The sequence below is a fragment of the Bacteroides sp. HF-162 genome (genome assembly GCF_015679285.1).
Classification (GTDB): domain Bacteria; phylum Bacteroidota; class Bacteroidia; order Bacteroidales; family Bacteroidaceae; genus Bacteroides; species Bacteroides uniformis.
In genome coordinates this window covers 4,114,563-4,133,628 of record NZ_CP064937.1, presented here as the reverse complement: position 1 = coordinate 4,133,628, position 19,066 = coordinate 4,114,563, and the positions used below count along the sequence as shown (strand labels likewise).

Here is a 19,066-nt window from a genome sequence, read left to right as displayed (position 1 = left end):
AAAACAGAGAAAAAGCTCCGGAACCTTCAACTCCGGAGCTTTTTTTAGCGGTATAATGAACTGTTTATTTGAATAGTTCTGCTACGCACCACATTAGGCGTGCGGTGGTGTGTGTCCAGATTTCCTTGTAAGTGCAGTTATTTTGCATCGGGAAGTAGGGTTCGTCCTCATTTTCGAATGTTTCGATTCCTACGGGTACAGCTCCCACCACATCTCCGGCATAGGCTCCGTAAAGTGGCGGGTAGTCATATCCGTCTCCATAAACGGTACTCATGGCAAACGGGTTGTAGCCTAATATGTATTCTACCTGGCGGGTTGCAATATCCCTTAACGCTTTATCATTGAATAGGCGTGCAAGAATAAAGGCTGCTTTGGCTTTACCCATGACAACAGCGTGGAATCCCCTGAACTGGTAGGCAACGGGGAAACGGCGCAGGTAGAAGTTCTTTGAGAGAGGGATACCGTTGCGCACTTGTGCATTGTATTCTTCCAGACTGGGAAGCCCTACCTGCTCGCCTTCATGGTACAGATTCTTATAATCGGTATTATCCACCTCGTATACGGCGCTTGGCAGTATGCCATACGGCTCAATCAGTTGTGAAACCCCGCGTAGATAGTCTGCATAGGCTTCACAAGATGCCTGCCACAACGGGGCGTCCGGATGGGTGGGGGCATCTGTCAGTAGCATCGAGAGTCCTTCGGCCATCAAGTGCTCTTGGCTTTGGTGATAATAGGCCAGAATACGCTTTTTCCGGGAAGATTCATAGAAGAAACCTCGCAGGGGGATTTTCCAGTCGGTACGCTTTTCCAATTGTTGGCCTGCCATGACGGTACGTGCCAGCCGGGTTGCCCAGTCCAGATAGTAAACATCTTGTGTAAGGCGGTACAAACGCATGGCTGTGACGGTGGCAAGGGCATAAAGTTCGGTTTCGTTCTGTTCCGTCCTTTGTGTATCCAGCAGGTCGATGGCGAATTGGAAGTCCTCAATGGCACTGTTCCGGCACCACCGTGCAAATACCGGGTCTTTCTTTTCAAAATGAGGGGCGGCGAGTGCGCAACTGGAAGCGGCTTTCAGATTGTCCGTAGGTGTATTTCGTGCTTCTGTCTGCATGTCGTCTTTGTCACCACGGATATTCTTTGTCCAAATGCCGATAATCAGTCCGCCCAGTCGGTAGCCGTCACCGAAGCGGGTACGCAGAATCCAGTTCACTCCCCAGCGTGCCTCTTCCAGCAGGCGTTCGTAGAAGATACTGTCTTTGCCTTGTACGGCACCGGCCATTTCGAGGAGGGCGATGCACGATTCGGCTGTATTTCCCGTTCCTTGAGTCAGGTCGGCTGCATCGTGTCATCCTCCGGCAATACTCATGCTCCGTCCGTCGGGATGATAGGCGAATACATCCTGATGGCATTCCTGATGAATGCCGGGCTGGTCGAAACCGCAACGTTCGGAAAAGAAGAAGTTCAGCGTGTGCCAGGCGGTAGACAGGTAGGCATCATTTCCGATGGGGAAAGGCTTTGATTGTACATCACCGATGGAGAGGAAGTATTGTCCGGGCGTATTGAAACTGCTGAAGTCCAGCACAAGAAATCCTTTGTCCTGCTTCTTGTCTTGATTCAGAGGACTGGCCTTACCTTGATAAACGGTTTGTCCCGTGGCGGCATCGTGTAGGCTGAAAGTCCTTTCCGGTACGTGCTGCACCAAAGCCTGCTTGCGTGCTCCCGGCTTGTATCCGCTGTGGCAGTAGGCCATTGCATCTTTTCGCAGGTCGAATCCCCGGCTGTTTTCCGCTTCTACCTTTTCGATGCGCATGTCGTCTATGTATAGGCTCATGTGTTCGCTGGCTCCTGCAGGAGCACCTGCCAGCATGATGTTTACCGAAAAGCCTGTGACACAATCACGGTATAGGTCCGGTATTTCCCATATGATGTGCTGCCATTTGTTGGGATAGACAGTCTCGAAGTGTTGTCCTTCAAAGCGTCCGGGAGTCGGCATGATTTTCTCCCCTTCATTGTATAGGGTGAATCCGGCAAAGGTCAGATAAACGCCCGGTGCATCCACATATACCCAAACGGAAAAGCGGTTGTATTCCCGCAAGTCTTCCCGGTCGAGGGGACGGATAATCTCCGGGGTGGCGTAATTCCGGTTTGTTGGATTCTTCTTGCCCAGGGAGGCAGGAGTGTCCAGACGGACACTTCCTTTGCCTGAGACAGTGACTTTACGGTCTACATGTATGGTTCCGGGTCCGGTATGGCGCAGAGCGCCGAAATCTTCGGCCAGAGGGAGTACCCTGCTTTTCAATACCTCTTTCTTTTCCCACCGCGTCAGTCCGGCGTGTGCGGGATTAGCTTTCATTATGCGGTGCACATGATTGCTTTGCTGTAATTGTTTCTCCAGTTCCGTATCGGGTTTCCACGGAGCTTGTGCTTGTGCCTGCATGCAGCAGCATGCCAGCAGCAGTGTTCGGATGATGTATTTCATGGTATTCAGTGTTTGGTTTCAGGGTAAGCATGAAAAGGAGCCTTGAACTCCGGACGTAATGTATAAGTATCCTTCAGTGGGAAATCTGCGGGAACTTCTTGGGTGACGGCGCCGGTGGCAGCCCATTCGCATCCCCGGAGTAAAGTCACCTGGAAACCGGTGCAGCGCATGGAGTAAGTCATGTTCGGGTCGTTGCCGCAGTGCCCCAGGAGGTCGACGAATATGCGCCCTTTCCCGTAGCTTACTGTCCACATCAACGGTTCATGCCGTCCGCGTTCGTAGGCGGTTGCCAATATTTCCATGTTTCTTACCGGACCGCGTAGGCGGGTATATATCTCGTCCTTGAAGTGTTTCCATTGAGGAGGCAATCCTTGCAGGATAGGATGATGGGGGGCGCGGTGTTCTATGACGGTTTCGTGCTGCAAGCCGTGGTAGCCGGCATACCCCGGAGAGTAGTCGTAGACGTATTGTCCGTCTTTCCAGTACAGATACGGGCCGTCCTTTTCGTTTCGTCCGTCCCATGCCCCCATGCCTATTATCTCGTTGTATTCTTTCCAGTCGGCCATTGGGACGACGGAAGAATGTATCACTACCACACCGCCTCCATCGGCAACGTATTTCTCGAAATTCTTGCGTACGGGCTCTGTCCATGTAGCTCCGCCGTAGTTGATGACGATTAAATCATATTGGTGGAAATCGGGTTTGAAGGTGGCGATGTCTCCACCAAAGTCGGGTGTAAAGGCGAAGTCCACTTTGAACATTCCGCTGTTTTCCAATATCTGCTTCATGGCTTCGCAGGCGCCTTGCCAGTAATGGCTGCCGTCCTGCCCGGCTATCATTATGGTTTTGATTACTTTCTTTTGCTGTGCGTGTGTGTGCGAGGCAGCTCCTATATAAATAAGGAGTACCAGGATAAGTGTCAGTCTTGTTTTCATTTTCCGGAAGATTTAAAGTTTTTGCCAGTAGGGTTCCATTCTATATGGTCGTAGCAGCGTGTGGTGCGCAGATTGTAACCTTGTTCGTCTACGCTGAACTTTCCGTCTTTGAAGTAGGATATGTAGAGCTCGGAGATGCCGTCCTTGTTGCGGTCTTCTACAAGGAGATTGTACTTGTCGGTGACATAAATCTCGTCGGAAATGTATTGTACTTCTTTGGTATAGTTGTCTACGATTGCATAGTAGGCCTTGAAAAGGTCGAAAGTGGGGTAGTGTCCGTTGTCACGTCCGAAAAGCATTACTTCTTCAAGGGCATCGTCCCCGTCCATATTGGCAAATACGGATTGCTGAAAGGAAAATCCCGGTTTTTGTACTTGTGGAGGAATATTGTCCCATCCTTCCTGATGGGCTGTCACTGAAAATTGCGCTTGTGCATGGATGACGTACACCAGCGCCGACAATAGGATAATCAGTTTTCTCATTGCGTGCATTTTGAGGTTATGATAATAATAGGGTTACTTCTTGCTTATATGACCGGTGGCCCGGAGTTTTCCCTAACTTTTTTTAGAATAATTAATGAACACGGGATGTATAGGGACTTAGTGCCTCTCCCATCAGGACTGAACCGGTCTGACCCGTATACTGAGAGGTCATAACATCCGCATCCTTTCCATTAAAACACCCGGATGTTTTGAGGTAATACATCCGGGTGTTTTGGGTGAAAACATCCCCATGTATTGTAGTAAAACATCCGGATGTTTTGACCTTTCAGTCCTATACTCTTTAGGGCTAAGTCCCGGTGTGTAGCCGGCAAGGTATAGGGGACGTTCTGCGTGTGTATGGTCTTAATGCGAGGTGAGCAGGTGCATCAATATCAGTGGCAGATAATCTTTCAACTTGACCCTTAAAATCTTCAAAGCCTGCTGAATGCGGTAGTCTACCGTTTTGGGGGAAACGTTGAGTAGTTCGGCAGCTTCCTTGTAACTCAGATTCTGGAAACGATGCATGATGAAAGCTTCCCTATAAGTAGGCGGCAATTCGTTGATGGCCCTTTGTATATGCTTGCTTAATTCGTTGATTTGATAGATATCCACCTCCTGCAGCATGGCGAACATTCGTTCATAGTAAGCGGTGTCTGCCCGTTGCTTCACTTCATTTTGGGCAATCCGGGTCATGCAACGATGGTAGACAGCCTTGAACAGATATTGCTTGAGCGAATATTCGATAATAGGTCTTTCGCGGTTTTCCCAAAGCCATAGCATGACGTCTTGAACAATCTCTTCTGCATCTTCCAACCGGACAAAACGATAGCAGTAGGTGCAGAGCACAGAATAGTACTTTTGAAATAACACATCAAAAGCACTTCTATCTCCTTTTTGTATGGCGGATAATAAAGATGTATCTTCTAATGGTATGTTTCTCATAGGGTGGGGGTTCATTATTGTTGGGCAAAAATAGCTTTTTTTCCCATTATAATCTAAGTATATAAAATATTTTTAGCTTTTTGTTTAGGAGTTCTTTTCACCCGTTTGTCTTTAGATTAAAGCTAGCAATAAAAATTATGGTAAAAAGAGAGGGAATGGAGAACCTGCTTCTCAAGTATTATGAAGGAGAGACAACGGAAGATGAAACTGCTCTGGTAGAGGAGTGGTTGGAGGCATCGGAAGAGAACCGCAGGACAGCCCGCCAGGTTCAGACACTCGGCCTGGCGGCGGACATGGCGCAGATTTCATCCAGGCTGGATGTAAAGAAGGCCTTGGAGGATGTACATCGTAAGATGAAACAGAAAAAGGTCAATAGGTATCGGGTATTATTTAGAGGGATGCAACGGGCGGCCGCCATTTTATTCATCCCTTTGATGGTATCGTGGTCTATCCTTTATTGGGACAAGGATAAAGAAGAGATACATATGATGGAAGTCAGGACAAATCCGGGAATGACTACTTCTGTCGAATTGCCGGATGGAACGGAAGTCGTTCTGAACTCGTCGTCGTCGTTGCGCTATCCTTCCCGATTTGCCGATGATAAAAGGGAAGTGAAGTTGGTGGGTGAAGCATTCTTTTCTGTCGCAAAAGATGAAAAGAAGTTCATTGTCGGCACGCTGAACAATTCCAAGATAGTGGTACATGGAACGGAGTTCAACGTAGAGGCTTACAAAGGGAGCAGGACGGTACAGACCACTTTGGTTTCGGGTAAAGTCAGTTTCTCCTATGTGAATAATGGCAGGAGGAATAATGTAATGATGATACCGGGGCAAAAGGTTATTTATGATATAGTGCGGGAAAAGGTCGTTGTGAAAGAAGTCAATGTAGACGTGGAAACATGTTGGAAGGACGGACGCTTGATTTTCAGGAACACTCCGTTTGAAGATATATTGAAGAGTTTGAGCAAAAGGTATAATGTGGAATTCATTCTGAAAAAGGCTTCATTGAAGCAGAATTCCTTTACGGCTACATTTACCAAACAACGTTTGGAGCGAATATTGGAGCACTTCCGAATCTCCTCGAATATTCATTTCAAGTTTGTTGAAGATGGTGATGTGAATGCCGAGAGACAGGTAATAGAAGTTTATTAACCCTTTAAAAAGTAGTATGATGAAACACAAGTCCGTTTAGAAAAACATGCAGGAAAATGTTGGCGCATTTTCCTGCATGAAACACAGTAACTTTTAAATATCTGTTTGGCGACAGATAAAGCAACTTTATTTTTTCACTAGAAATCAATACAAAATTATGAAAAAACACTATTGTATCCAATCATTTAGGGCAAAAAGTGTCCTGATGAGATGCATGAAAAAAATTCCTCTTGCTATGAGATGCACATTATTTATGTTGTTTTGTTTGGTTGGTATGACTTTTGCCAATGAAGGTTATGCTCAAAAGACAATGGTAAACATTGCTCTTGAAGACAAGACCGTTGATGAAGTACTGACAGAATTGGAACAGGGTACTGAATTCGTTTTCTTCTACAACAACAAGCAGATTGACGTTAAGCGCCGTGTATCGGTCCGGGCAAATAACAAAACCATATTCAAGGTTCTGAACGATGTGTTCAAAGGAACCAATATAGGCTATAAGGTATTGGACCGTAATATAATCCTTTATGATAAAGCTATAGGAGCTGATGGGATACAGGCAACCTTGCAGGCTGCGACAGTGAAAGGTTCTGTGGTCGATGCAACCGGTGAACCGGTGATTGGTGCCAGTATCTTGGTGCAGGGAACTACCAACGGTGTCATAACAGACATTGACGGTAATTTCATTCTGACCAATGTGGGCTCTGATGCTACTCTTATAATAAGCTATGTAGGTTATAAGACGCAAAACATAAAGGTTGCAGGCCGAAATTCGTTCAAGATAGTTTTGGTAGAAGATGCTGAGATATTGGATGAAGTGGTTGTTGTAGGATATGGTGTACAGAAGAAAGAATCACTGACCGGTGCCATTGCAGCCATTGGTGCTGATGAAATAGCTACGACCAAGACCGAGAATCTGATTAGCAATATTCAAGGTAAGATGCCGGGGTTATTGATTCGTCAGAAAACCGGAGAGCCGGGAACTTTCGACAATATGGTGAGCATTCGCGGTTATGGTGACCCGTTGGTGGTAATTGATGGTATCACACGTGAAGGTACTGAAGAACTTGCACAGCTGAATTCTGAGGATATAGAAAGTATCTCTATTTTGAAAGATGCTTCTGCCGCTATTTATGGTATGAATGCGGCTAATGGCGTAATCATTGTTACTACCAAAAAAGGTGTAGCCGAAAAGACCAGAGTATCTTACTCAGCATTGTTCGGTATGAAGAATGCCACGGGTATGGAAGAAACGGTAGATGCTTATACTTATCGCATGTTGGCCAATGAAAGGGCACGTAATGACCAGGCTGCCCCTGAATACACTGACGATATTCTGGAACTGTATAGAACCGGGGCTAAGGGTTATACAGACAATAACTGGATTGACATGTTTATGAATAAACTGGCGTTCCAGCAATCGCATACTGTTTCTGTGAGAGGCGGAACGGATAAGGTAAAATATTATGTGAGCTTCGGCTATAATGGCGATAATGGTTTGCTGAAGAGTGGTATCCAATACTATCATAGATATAATCTGAGAAGTAACCTGACTGCAGAGCTTACGAAAGGGCTGAAACTGAATGTGAATCTGTCCGGGCGTTGGGATGAAACCCAAAGGCCGAGAGAGGATTTTATGTGGACTTTTAAGACTTTGATGGTTAATGACCGTGGTATCGGTACTCATACGATTAATAATCCCAATCATTTGTCTGCAATCGGTCCTGAAAACAAGAATCCTTTTGCGTTGGTTGATCCGGATATAGACGGTTATCGCAAGAACAGAGGCCTGACGTATTCTGCCGATGTGGAATTGAATTGGCAAGTTCCTTTTGTAAAAGGGTTGGCATTGAGTCTTTTGGGGTCATTTGACGGTAACAATCGTAACAACTCTTCTTTAAATCGTTCTTATCCGTTGTATGATTATTATACAGATGCGCCTGCCGGTACGGGAGGTAGTACTGATGCTTATTCCAATACGATGAGAATATATCAGAAGATTTATGGTAGGTTGCAGGCTAATTATATGCGTTCTTTCAATCAGCACAATTTGAATGTGACAGCTGTGGCAGAGTTGAGCAGTACACGACGCGATGAATTATCCGGTTCCCGGCAATATTCAGAGTTGTTTACTAATGATATTTTGAATCAGGCAAGTCCGGGTACAGCTACCAATTCAGGGTATCGTAGTTTTGGCCGTTTGGCAGCCTATCTGATGCGTGCGAACTATGATTATGCCGGTAAATACTTGTTGGAGGTAGTAGGACGTTATGATGGTTCTTATCGTTATGCTCCTTCTAAGCGTTGGACGTTCTTCCCGTCGGTAAGTGCCGGATGGCGACTTTCGGAAGAAAGTTTCATCAAGGACAATTTGCCGTTCATTACTAATTTGAAAATCAGGGGTTCTTTTGGGCAAAGTGGATATGATGCCGGTGATCCTTTCCAATATGTATCTGCTTATAATTCAGCTTCTAATGGTTATGTTTTTGATGGTGCCAGCCAGATTATGGGTATGGTAGCTCCTGGTGTAGTGACTGACCGGCTTTCTTGGGTTACATCTTCTATTTCCAATGTAGGTCTGGACTTTGACTTATGGAACGGTAAGTTGAGTGGTACTATCGAGTGGTTCAATCGTAAGAATGAAGGCATTTTGGCTGACCGTGCACAATCTGCTCCTGATACATTTGGTGCAAGTTTCCCGAAGGAAAATCTGAATTCTAACCGGAACCGGGGTTTTGAGATTGAATTGGGACACAGAGGACAAATCGGTAAGGACTTCTCATATTCAGTAAGTGCTAATTTTACGTATGCACGTGAAAGAAGTCTGCATGTGGAACATGCCGAATATACCAGTTCTATGGATAGATGGCTGAATGGAAAGGAAAACCGCAACAGTAATGTGATGTGGTTGTATAAATACGATGGCCAATATACTTCTTTGGAACAGTATGAAACGGCTCCTTTGATTGGTGGAAACTTGGGTAACTCTAAGATGCTTCCGGGTAGTTACAGATTGCTTGACTTGAATGGTGATGGCAGGATTAACAGCAGTGACCGTGTTCCGGAGTTTTGGGCAACCGGTGCAAATCCTCCTATCCAGTATGGGTTGACTTTGGCGGCTTCTTATAAGAATTTTGATCTCAATATGCTGTTTCAAGGAGCTTCCGGTTACTCCATCGGATATGCCAATGATGATGTTTGGGGATATGGTGGCAAGACAAATAAATCTTATTTAATTGCGAAGTATGTAGATCGTTGGCATCCTGTAAATATAACAGATGATCCGTATAATCCTGCCACACAATGGGTAGCCGGTTATTATCCGGCATTACGCCACAATTTCTCCAATACTTCGGATAATGGTAGTAGATGGAATTATGGTATTTCCGTTTGGCTTCCGCAAGCTACTTATCTCCGTTTGAAGAGTATGGAGATTGGTTACAATCTGCCAAAATCATTTATGAAAAGAATCGGGTTGAACAGTGCCCGTATCTTTGTCAATGGTTCAAATCTGTTTACGTTCTGTAACAAGGCTTTGAAGGATGCTGATCCCGAACGTGAGGAAAGGGATTGGGGAGCCAACTTGGCATATCCGTTGATGAGAACTTATAACTTTGGGTTAAACATAAACTTTTAATTCTGAAATACCATGAAAAAAAATATTTTATCGATATTCTCATTATGTGCATTGATGGGATTGTCCGGTTGTAATGCCTTCTTGGAACTTGAACCGCTGGATAAAGTGTCTCCCGATCAGTTATTGGAGACAGAAGGTGGTGTAAAGGCACTATTGGCAAACATATATACCATGATTCCTATGGAAGATTTTAATTATCGTCCGAATGCTGGTTTTAATCAACGCGGTTATGATGGTGTGAATGAAACTACTAATTTAGCATTTCTTACCGACGAAGCTACCCGTAGTGACGGAGGAGTGGATATAGGTTATGAAGGATTCAATTATTGGCCCTATGGAGATATTCGTCAGGTGAATATTTTTATGCAAAATGTAGAAAAAGCCAAAGAAGCTGGAACAATTTCTGTTGCAGATGCGGATCATATGACTGGTGAAGCCCATTTTGCACGTGCTTATATGTATTATGGGCTTGTAAAAAGATATGGCGGCGTTCCTCTGATTGACAAAGTGCAGGACGATGATTATGCCGATGGTGGACCGGGTGCTGTAGCAGTTCCCCGCAGTACAGAGTTGGATACTTGGAAATTTGTATTGAATGAGTGTACCCTTGCTGCTGCTACCTTGCCCGATGCGACTTCTGGTTCGGATTTGTATCGCGTAACCAAGTGGGCAGCTTATGCGTTGAAGTCAAGAGTTGCACTTCATGCAGCTTCTGTAGCCAAGTATTGGAATCTGGCACCTTTGGCTGGTGAGGCTGTCACTCAGAAACTGGTGGGTGGAATGACTTCTGCCGATGCCGATGCATTCTATAAAGAATGTATTGAAGCATCTAAGTTCCTTATAGAGAATTCCGGTAAATCTCTTTATAAGCCTACTCCGGCTACTGTTAAGGAGGCTGCATCAAACTTCCAGGCCTTGTTCCTGAATGACCAGAATGAAGAGGTCATTTTCAGTAAAGCGTATCTTAATGGAACAACCAATACTAATCAGGGACATAGCTATGCTCAGTTTAATATCCTTCCTCAAGTCAATCCGGGCGCTCTGAAATATGGACGTTTCAATCCGATGTTGGAAATCGTTGATTTGTTTGAAGATTATACGGATGACGGCACGGGAAAAAGTGCAAAGATTGTAACTCGTACGGATGGGAATGAAGATGCTTATATCGCTAATTTCCATAATATGAATAATGCTTCTGTAGTGAACACCTTGATGTCGGTACCTTTTGTTAAATACAACGATTTGTATGAACCGTTTGCCAACAAGGATGCACGTCTGTTGGCAAGTGTGGTTGTGCCGGGTTCATCTTATGCCGGCACTGAGATTATTATCCAGGGCGGATTTATCAAGGACAATAATAGCTATGTGGCTTATTCAAACGAGTCTACTCAGAAAAATGGAACAACATATTATGCTTTAGGAGCCGAAGGTGAAACCATGTTCTCCGGATTTAATAATGTGAACAGTGGTGAGGATGCTAATTGGACTGCTACAGGTTTTGGAGTCCGTAAGTATATGCCCGAGGGCGAGAGCATGTCTCCCGACCGTCTTTCGTCCACTACCTCTTATATTGATATGCGTTTGGCAGAAGTCTACCTGAATTATGCTGAGGCTGTTGTGGAAAATGGTAGTGGATTTGGCGATAAGGAATTGGCTGAGAACTGTTTGAATGCTTTGCGACGTAGAGCCGGACACACCGACCGGATATCTTTGACATTAGAGAGTGTTTTGAAGGAACGTCGTGTGGAGATGGCGTTTGAAGGAAAGCGTTTTTGGGATATGAATCGTCGTAGGGAATTCCATACTGAGTTCAGCAATAATAGAATTCGTAAAGCTTTGGTGCCGATGCTTGACTTGCGTGGTGCAGAGCCTAAATATGTCTTTGCAAGGGTGAACTACTTTGGTGACGAAACAAGAGGAGGGCGTACTTTCCAGAACATCAATTACTATAGGGGCATACCTAATATTGCCACGAATGGTTTAGTTCAGAATCCTGGTCATTAATTTGAATAATATTAAGTAGAAAGTTATGAAAAAGATATTGTTATTTGTGTCATGCTTCTTATTCGCATTGACATCTTGTGAAATTGATAATTATGAGGGACCGGATGCTTCCATACATGGTTCTATCCTTGACGAACAGACCGGTGAACTTGTAGGTTCTGATATGGAAAACGGTAATGCAATTAAAGTGAGGGAGCATGGATTTACTAATGCTACGGATCAAACCTGGTACATCACAAATACCGGAGAATATCGTAACAATATGGTTTTTGCCGCCACTTATGATGTCCGTTTTGAAAATGGGAATTTTTATCCGTTTGAAGTGAAGGATTTTGTTGTTAAACCGGGGGATAATGTGTATGATTTCAAGGTTATTCCTTATATTCGCGTCAAAAGTCCAAAAGTAGAAAAGAATGGCAATGTAATTACTGCTACATTCTCGTTGGAAGCTGGTAAACAAGAAGTGAAATTGAAAGAGATTCAGTTGTTTGCTTTTTCAGATATGTGGGTAGGTAACAATGTGAAATTGACGTTGAATGGAGGGACTGATAAGCAAGTGTTTAGTCCGAGTACTGCTATAAATAGCGCTGATATTTATACATTGTCCATCGATCTGGGACAAAATGCTGATGTCTTGAAATACAGCAAGAATTATTATTTCCGTATTGGCGCTCTGGCTGATGTTTCGGGTGTGGGCACTGTACGGCATAATTATGCGCCGGTAGTAGTTATAAAATTGTAATTTATAGCAGAGGGAGACGTTCTGCTTGACGGCAGAACGTCTTTTTTTATCCATACATTAAAAATAAGACCATGAAGAAATTGAACACGATTATTTTAATTTTGCTGGGGATGATATGTACTCAGTTGTATGCTGTACAATTGAATTCGATTTATCCTCTAAAACCCAATGACTCCGAAGCTTTTTATTTCACTCCCGAGAACTATCCTATAAAGGCGGATGGAAAGATGGATGTATCGGATGCTTTGCAGGCAGCGATTAATCAAGTGAAGAAAGAAAAGAATTTCGGAATCCTTTTTATCCCTGAAGGTAAATATAAAATCAGCAAGACCATTTATATTCCTACGGCTATTCGTTTGATTGGCTATGGAAAGAATCGCCCGGAATTTATTCTGGCTAAGAATTCTCCGGGTTTTCAGGAGGAAGTAGCTGATGATAAAGGAAAAGCTAAATACATGTTCTGGTTTACGGGAGCCGTTGTCAAGGAAGGTGAGAAACCCCGTGATGCCGGTGCCAGTACGTTCTACAGTGCCATGTCGAATATCAACTTGCGTATAGAAGATGGCAATCCGCATGCAGTGGCGTTACGCACACACTTTGCCCAACACAGTTTTATCAGTTATGTGGCCGTATACATAGGTAAAGGCAAGGCTGGTCTGTTCGATGTGGGCAATGAGTTGGAAAACGTTGCTTTTTACGGGGGAGATTATGGCATTTATACGACAAAAGCTTCTCCCGGATGGCCGGTAATGATGGTCGACTCTTATTTTGAGGGACAACGTGTAGCTGCTCTTCGTTGTCAGGAGTCCGGTTTGGCAATGGTGAATCTGTATGCCAAGAATGTTCCGGCTGTATTTGATATTGACCCTAATTATTGCGACAAGTTATTTTTGGAAAACAGCTATTTTGAAAATGTAAGTGGTCCGGCAGTGGTGATTACCAACGAGAACAACAGCAACAATCAGATAACCTTCCGCAATGTATATTGTAAGAATGTACCGACCTTGGCGAAATATACCCGTAGCAATACGGCCACCCATGTTGCTCATAAAATCTATAAGGTAAAGTCATACGACCACGGCTTGCAGATGGATAACATGGTGGATATGCCGGAAAATGAAACGTTGGTTGATATTGAACCGATACAGAAGATGCCGGTTGCCCAACTGATGGACATCCCTGCACTGCCTGCAATGGCAACATGGGTAAATCTGCGCGAACTCGGTGCAAAGGGAGATGGGGAAACGGATGATACGAAGGCCATCCAGGAGGCTATTGACAAGTATGATAATATCTATGTACCCCAGGGCTGGTATCGCATTACCGAAACTTTGAAGATGAAGCCCGATACCAAGTTGATAGGCCTGCATCCTTTTGGCACTCAGTTCCAGCTGGACGAAAGTACTGCTGCATTCAGTGGTTTTGGCGGTCCGAAAGCGATGGTGGAATCTTCGGAAGGCGGTGCAAATATGCTGGTGGGCATTGGTATCAATACCGGCGGTTATAACTATCGTGCTGTAGGTGTGAAGTGGATGGCAAATGCAGATTCTTATATGAATGACGTGAAGTTTGTAGGCGGGCATGGCGGTTTATGGAAACCTAAACCGGGTGTTGAGGAACCACGTGGCCGGTGGAACAGACCGGCTCGTATCAGCTCTCCCGATAATCCGGTAGCGGCTTCGGGCATGGATCTTGCTTGGGACAACCAGTATTGGAGTCTGTGGGTGACCAACAACGGTGGCGGCACCTTTAAAGACATCTGGACAGCAAGCACATATGCCACCAATGGTTTCTATGCCAACAATACTTCTACTCCGGGGCGTATCTATGCCATGTCCATCGAGCATCATGTAAGAAATGAAGTACGTTTCAACAAGGTGTCCAACTGGAAGGTGTATTGCATGCAAACCGAGGAAGAGAGCCGCGAAAGTACCGATTGCCAACCGATAGAGATGGACGACTGCAAGGATGTGACCTTTGCAAACTTGTATATGTTCCGCGTTATCCGTGTCAATGAACCGTATCACAGTTCTGTACGTATCCGCAATTGCGAGAACATCGCATTTCTGAACCTGCATAACTATTCTCAGATTAAATATACGAATAACATTGCAGTGTTCGATGTCAACAAAGACATTGACATCCGCCCGTGGGAACTTTCTCGCTTGATTGTAACCGGAAAAGAACCTCATCAGCAACCGTTAGGCAATGAAATAGGTAAGGTGAACCAATTGGCTTCCGATTTGGAATTTGCCGAAGGCATTGCGCGCGACAGTAAAGGTAACATTTACTTCTGCGACCATCGGATGCGTCGTATCTTTAAATGGTCGGTAGAGACAAACAGCTTGTCGCTGCTGGCAGATTTCCCGTGGAAACCCTCCAACCTGGCTTTTGATTCAGAAGATAATCTATTGGTATTGTTCAGATATGATGCGCAGCCGGGATATCTGATTAATGGTAAACCGGAGGAAATGCCGGTAATGCCTGATACAAAAGGTACTTCTTTCAGCGGATATGGTAATTCCGCATATACAATGAGAGTCTACTCCATTGACCCGGAAAATCCGGAAGAGACCATCAAACTGTTGCCGCGTGTTCCGATGGGTCAAGTGAAGAACGTGTATAAGGCTCTTTATCCTTCTAACCGTTGGAGAGACTTCCACGATTTCAATGCGGTGTCGGTCTATGTTCCTGAAATGTGCTTCCTGGCACCGGATGGAAAAACTATCATTCCTCATTATTTAGACTTGTCACGTAGTTCTTCCTTGCTGGAAGCCTATCCGGGAAAGCCTTTCTATACCTCTGATGAATATGACCGCAGAATGGTGAAGATGGATGTGGCCAATGACGGCACGCTCTCCAACTTGAGCTATTTTGTGGAGCAGGGCGAATTTGGTTCTGCTGTAGATAAGGAAGGGAACTTGTATGTGGCTGACGGAGAAATATATGTATTTGATAAGGATGGCAAGAAGAAAGGGATGATTCGTGTTCCCGAACGTCCGTCCACATTACAGTTTGGCGGTAAGGATGGCAATACATTGTTTGTCACAGGCCGTTCCAAGTTCTTTGGTGTACGTATTAAATAAGGAAAATCCATATTAAAACAATCTGTGTAATGAGAAATTATCAAATAATGAGATACCTGCTGATAGTCTGTTGGATTATCTGTAATATGTCGTCCGGGTGGGCGGTAGGGGGTGGTTCCGCCTATACGCAAAGACCGGACGATCCGGAAGCATTCTACTTTACCCCGGAGAATTACGGCTTCAAGGCTGATGGAAAGTCCGACGTGACCGATGCGCTTCAAGAGGCAATCAATCAGGTGAAGCGCGAAAAGAATTTTGGGATACTGTTTCTGCCGGAAGGAAATTATCGCATTAGCAAGACGATTCAAATTCCCTCATCCATTCGGCTGATTGGTTATGGGAAGAAACGGCCGGTGATTTATTTGGGAGCCGATACACCCGGTTTCCAGACTACTCAAAATTATATGATATGGTTTACGGGAGGGCTGGCACAAGAGGGCAGGAAGCCTTCGGATGCCGGTGCAGGTACTTTCTATAGTGCGGTGTCCAATGTGGATTTCCGTATAGACAAAGGTAATCCTCAAGCCGTCGCCATTCGTGCGCATTTTGCCCAGCATGGATTTATCAATCATTGCGACATTCGGATTGGTTCGGGAAAAGCCGGCATGTATGATGTTGGCAATGAACTGGAAGACGTTAGGTTTTATGGCGGTGAATATGGGATAATTTCCTCTAGGACTTCTCCGGGATGGCCTATGATGATGGTCGATACTTACTTTGAGGGGCAGAGAAAGGCGGCTGTCTATTCAAAAGAGGTGGGGTTTGCCATCGTCAATATGCATGTGAAGAATACGCCCGTTGCCTTTGAAATGGCAGAGAATCTGGCAGACCGCCTTCATGTGGAGAATTCGTTGTGGGAGAATATTTCGGAAGCCGGTGTCAGGGTAAGCGTAGAGGGAAATACTTTTTCGCAATTGAATCTGGTGAATGTGGATTGCAGGAATGTTCCCGTACTGGTGGGCTATGCTCAAAGTGGAAAGAAAGTTGCCGGAAAAGCAAAAATGTACAGAGTCAAGGAGTTTACTTACGGTCTGGTGTATCAGGATTTGAATGATGCTTCTTCTTTCAGGGAAATATGTGAAATAGAGCCGGTGGCAAAACTGCCGGTTACACTTGGCAAGGACCTTCCGGTTCTTCCGGCAATGGAGACATGGGTCAATATCCGAGACTTAGGGGCAAAAGGTGATGGCGAGACTGATGATACGGAAGTTTTTGAGAAAGCTGTCTCTTTGCATAAAAACATCTATGTGCCCCAGGGTTGGTATCGCCTGACGAGAACGTTGAAGCTGTCTCCCGGTACTAAGCTGATTGGGCTGCATCCTTTTGGGACTCAATTTCTGTTGAAGGAAAGCGAGCCTGCATTCAGTGGTTTCGGCGTGCCTGTGCCTTTGGTTGAATCTTCCGAAGGCGGCGACGACGTACTGAATGGTATAGGTATTAATACTGGTGCGTATAATTACCGTGCTGTCGGCTGTAAATGGATGGCGGGTGAGTGTTCGTACTTGAATGATGTGAAGTTTGTAGGCGGGCACGGCACCTTGCGCAAACCGGCTCCGAATGCTTCCGGACAGTCGTCTTACCGCAGGGGCGAGCGTCGAATTAGTTCCCCGTCTTCTCCGGTCATGGAGACCGGTAAGGATATGGCTTGGGACAACCAGTATTGGAGTTTGTGGATTACAAACAATGGCGGTGGGACAATTAAGGATGTTTGGACAGCCAGTACGTATGCTGCCAGTGGGCTTTATATTAGCGAAACGAAGACTCCGGGACGTATTTATGCCATGTCTTTGGAGCATCATGTCCGTACTGAAGCCCGTTTCCATAATGTGGCCAACTGGAAAATTTATGCTTTCCAGTTTGAGGAAGAAGGTCGTGAAGGGCCTGATTGTTATATGGCAGAAATGTCCAATTGTCAAAATATCGAAATGGTAAATGTGTGGATGTATCGCGTTATCCGTGCTTTTATGCCAAAGAGGATAGGTTTCCGCATATGGGATTGCAAGAATATCACTTTCCGTAATATGCACAATTATACGCAGATATTGCCAGTCATAGAGTTTCCTATATATGATATGAATAAGAAGTTGCCCGTTTATTCGTGGGACTTTGCCCGTCTCACTGTTTCGGGCAGCGAGAAGAGCCTTCGCCCTTCCTGCACGGTCATGGACAAGCCTGTGAAGCTGGCTACCGGTTTTGAACTGGCCTCCGGAGCTACTACCGACAGTAAAGGAAATATCTACTTCTGTGAAAACCGTCTGAAGAAAATCTATAGATGGTCGGCAGACACAGAGCAGATTACTTTGATAGCTGATTATCCCTGGAAGCCTTTTACATTGGCTACTGATACGCAAGACAATCTACTGGTTATTTTCCGCTATGACCCTCAGCCGGGTTATCTGGTGAACGGCAAGCAGGAAACGGTAGTGCGCTTGCCGGATGATAATCCGATGTACAGTGGTTGGGGTAACAGTGGCTGGAGTGCTTGGGGGTATTCTTTTAATCCGGATAGCGTGGATGCTACGATGAAGCCTATGCCACGTGTTGTTACAGCCGGTATGAAGAATATACAGAAGGTCATTCACCCTTCCAGTCGCTGGAGAGGTGACTTTGACAAGGTGGTTGCCAGTATGCCTGAGTATAGTTTTGTCGCTCCGGATGGCGTGACAATTATTCCGGATACCTATGATTTGGGACGTTCTTGTGCTTTGACTGTTACAGTGCCCGGTCAGTCAGAACCGGTTTATATTGTAAATGAGATGAATAAAACGACAGTACAACTTTCCGTTGGTGTGGATGGCCGTTTGACAGAACAAGGAATAATATGTCCTTATGGCCAATACAGTAATGTGACCGATGCTGATGGGAATGTCTATGTTGCTGATGGTGAAATATTTGTCTATGACAAATATGGTAAAGAGCAGAGACGTATTCAGATAGAAGAACGCCCGATTTCCTTGGCAATTGGTGGAAGGCAGAAGGATATACTTTTTGTTACCACCTCAAGTTCTTTCTATGGAATTAAGATACGTTAGGTATTGGTGTAGGTAAAAAAAGAATTAGCCCCTGCGGTTGTTTTATATCGTAGGGGCTAATTTATTATAAGAAGGTATCTTTTCCTTATAGGCTGATTACTTGGAATATTATTTTTCCAGCAGCTCTTTCAGAAAAGAATCCAGTTCCTCATCCAATCCTTTCAGTAGCTCCTCATTGACCAATAGAGTATCATCATCCATCAGCAGCAGTTCTGCTATTGTTTCTCTATCGTCATCCACCAGTACAAAAGAGAATGGTTTCAGAATTGTCAGCTTGTCGAACTTTCCTTCATTTTTCATGCTGCAGAGCAGTGAGGACAAGATACGCTCTACATTTTCGTAGAAATCATCTCCCTCGTATGTCATCCATTCTTCAATGGTGGTATTGGCTAGCTCCTTGTCTTCATCATCAAAGATAGACAGTTCGCCCGAATTCTGATTCGGTTGCAGATGAATGTCTGTAACGATAGTCTGTTCGCAACCGCAGGTGTATTTGCCGATTGCTTTTTTAAGAGTGTCCTCTAAGAGTGCTAATGACGATTGACTGAGCTTCATAATAACTTTCTTTTCTTAATG

General features: G+C 44.9%; 11 protein-coding genes and 1 pseudogene. 6 read left to right on the top strand and 6 right to left on the bottom strand.

Features of this window, described 5'->3' with window-relative positions; translation table 11 throughout:
• Window positions 1-64: 64 nt before the first annotated feature.
• The 5 genes and pseudogenes from ITJ87_RS18865 to ITJ87_RS17555 all read right to left on the bottom strand — a co-directional run.
• Window positions 65-1,333 (bottom strand): annotated as a pseudogene (locus ITJ87_RS18865) (glycoside hydrolase family 9 protein); the annotation flags it as partial.
• A gap of 12 nt (window positions 1,334-1,345) precedes the next feature.
• Window positions 1,346-2,479: a cellulase N-terminal Ig-like domain-containing protein gene (locus ITJ87_RS18860; protein WP_227203880.1), complete on the bottom strand. Its 1,134-nt coding sequence runs from the start codon at window positions 2,477-2,479 to the stop codon at window positions 1,346-1,348.
• A gap of 5 nt (window positions 2,480-2,484) precedes the next feature.
• Entirely contained in the window at window positions 2,485-3,414 is a 930-nt protein-coding gene (locus ITJ87_RS17565) for a ThuA domain-containing protein (protein WP_117964183.1), read from the bottom strand.
• Entirely contained in the window at window positions 3,411-3,905 is a 495-nt protein-coding gene (locus tag ITJ87_RS17560) for a hypothetical protein (RefSeq protein ID WP_117964184.1), read from the bottom strand. The genes ITJ87_RS17565 and ITJ87_RS17560 overlap by 4 nt, the downstream gene beginning before the upstream one ends.
• A 354-nt stretch (window positions 3,906-4,259) precedes the next feature.
• Window positions 4,260-4,838 (bottom strand): RNA polymerase sigma-70 factor, encoded by a 579-nt coding sequence (locus tag ITJ87_RS17555; RefSeq protein ID WP_008665234.1) that lies wholly within the window; start codon window positions 4,836-4,838, stop codon window positions 4,260-4,262.
• A 137-nt stretch (window positions 4,839-4,975) separates the two neighbouring features.
• Here ITJ87_RS17555 and ITJ87_RS17550 point away from each other — a divergent pair, with 137 nt between their 5' ends.
• From ITJ87_RS17550 to ITJ87_RS17525, 6 genes are all read left to right on the top strand, one after another.
• On the top strand, window positions 4,976-5,989 hold the full coding sequence (locus ITJ87_RS17550) for a FecR family protein (RefSeq protein WP_057255723.1): 1,014 nt from the start codon (window positions 4,976-4,978) through the stop codon (window positions 5,987-5,989).
• 235 nt (window positions 5,990-6,224) lie between these two features.
• Window positions 6,225-9,626, top strand: a complete 3,402-nt coding sequence (locus ITJ87_RS17545) for a TonB-dependent receptor (protein ID WP_057255850.1) — start codon at window positions 6,225-6,227, stop codon at window positions 9,624-9,626.
• Between the two features lie 12 nt (window positions 9,627-9,638).
• Window positions 9,639-11,630 (top strand): RagB/SusD family nutrient uptake outer membrane protein, encoded by a 1,992-nt coding sequence (locus tag ITJ87_RS17540; RefSeq protein WP_117964185.1) that lies wholly within the window; start codon window positions 9,639-9,641, stop codon window positions 11,628-11,630.
• A 25-nt stretch (window positions 11,631-11,655) separates the two neighbouring features.
• Window positions 11,656-12,372 (top strand): DUF3823 domain-containing protein, encoded by a 717-nt coding sequence (locus ITJ87_RS17535; RefSeq protein WP_117964186.1) that lies wholly within the window; start codon window positions 11,656-11,658, stop codon window positions 12,370-12,372.
• A gap of 71 nt (window positions 12,373-12,443) precedes the next feature.
• Window positions 12,444-15,458 carry a glycosyl hydrolase family 28-related protein gene (locus ITJ87_RS17530; protein WP_117964187.1) on the top strand — a complete coding sequence of 1,005 codons (3,015 nt, stop codon included), beginning with the start codon at window positions 12,444-12,446 and terminating at the stop codon, window positions 15,456-15,458.
• A gap of 29 nt (window positions 15,459-15,487) precedes the next feature.
• Window positions 15,488-18,490, top strand: a complete 3,003-nt coding sequence (locus ITJ87_RS17525) for a glycosyl hydrolase family 28-related protein (RefSeq protein WP_117964188.1) — start codon at window positions 15,488-15,490, stop codon at window positions 18,488-18,490.
• 108 nt (window positions 18,491-18,598) lie between these two features.
• Here ITJ87_RS17525 and ITJ87_RS17520 read toward each other — a convergent pair whose 3' ends face one another.
• On the bottom strand, window positions 18,599-19,045 hold the full coding sequence (locus ITJ87_RS17520; protein ID WP_117964189.1) for a hypothetical protein: 447 nt from the start codon (window positions 19,043-19,045) through the stop codon (window positions 18,599-18,601).
• Between the last annotated feature and the right edge of the window lie 21 nt (window positions 19,046-19,066).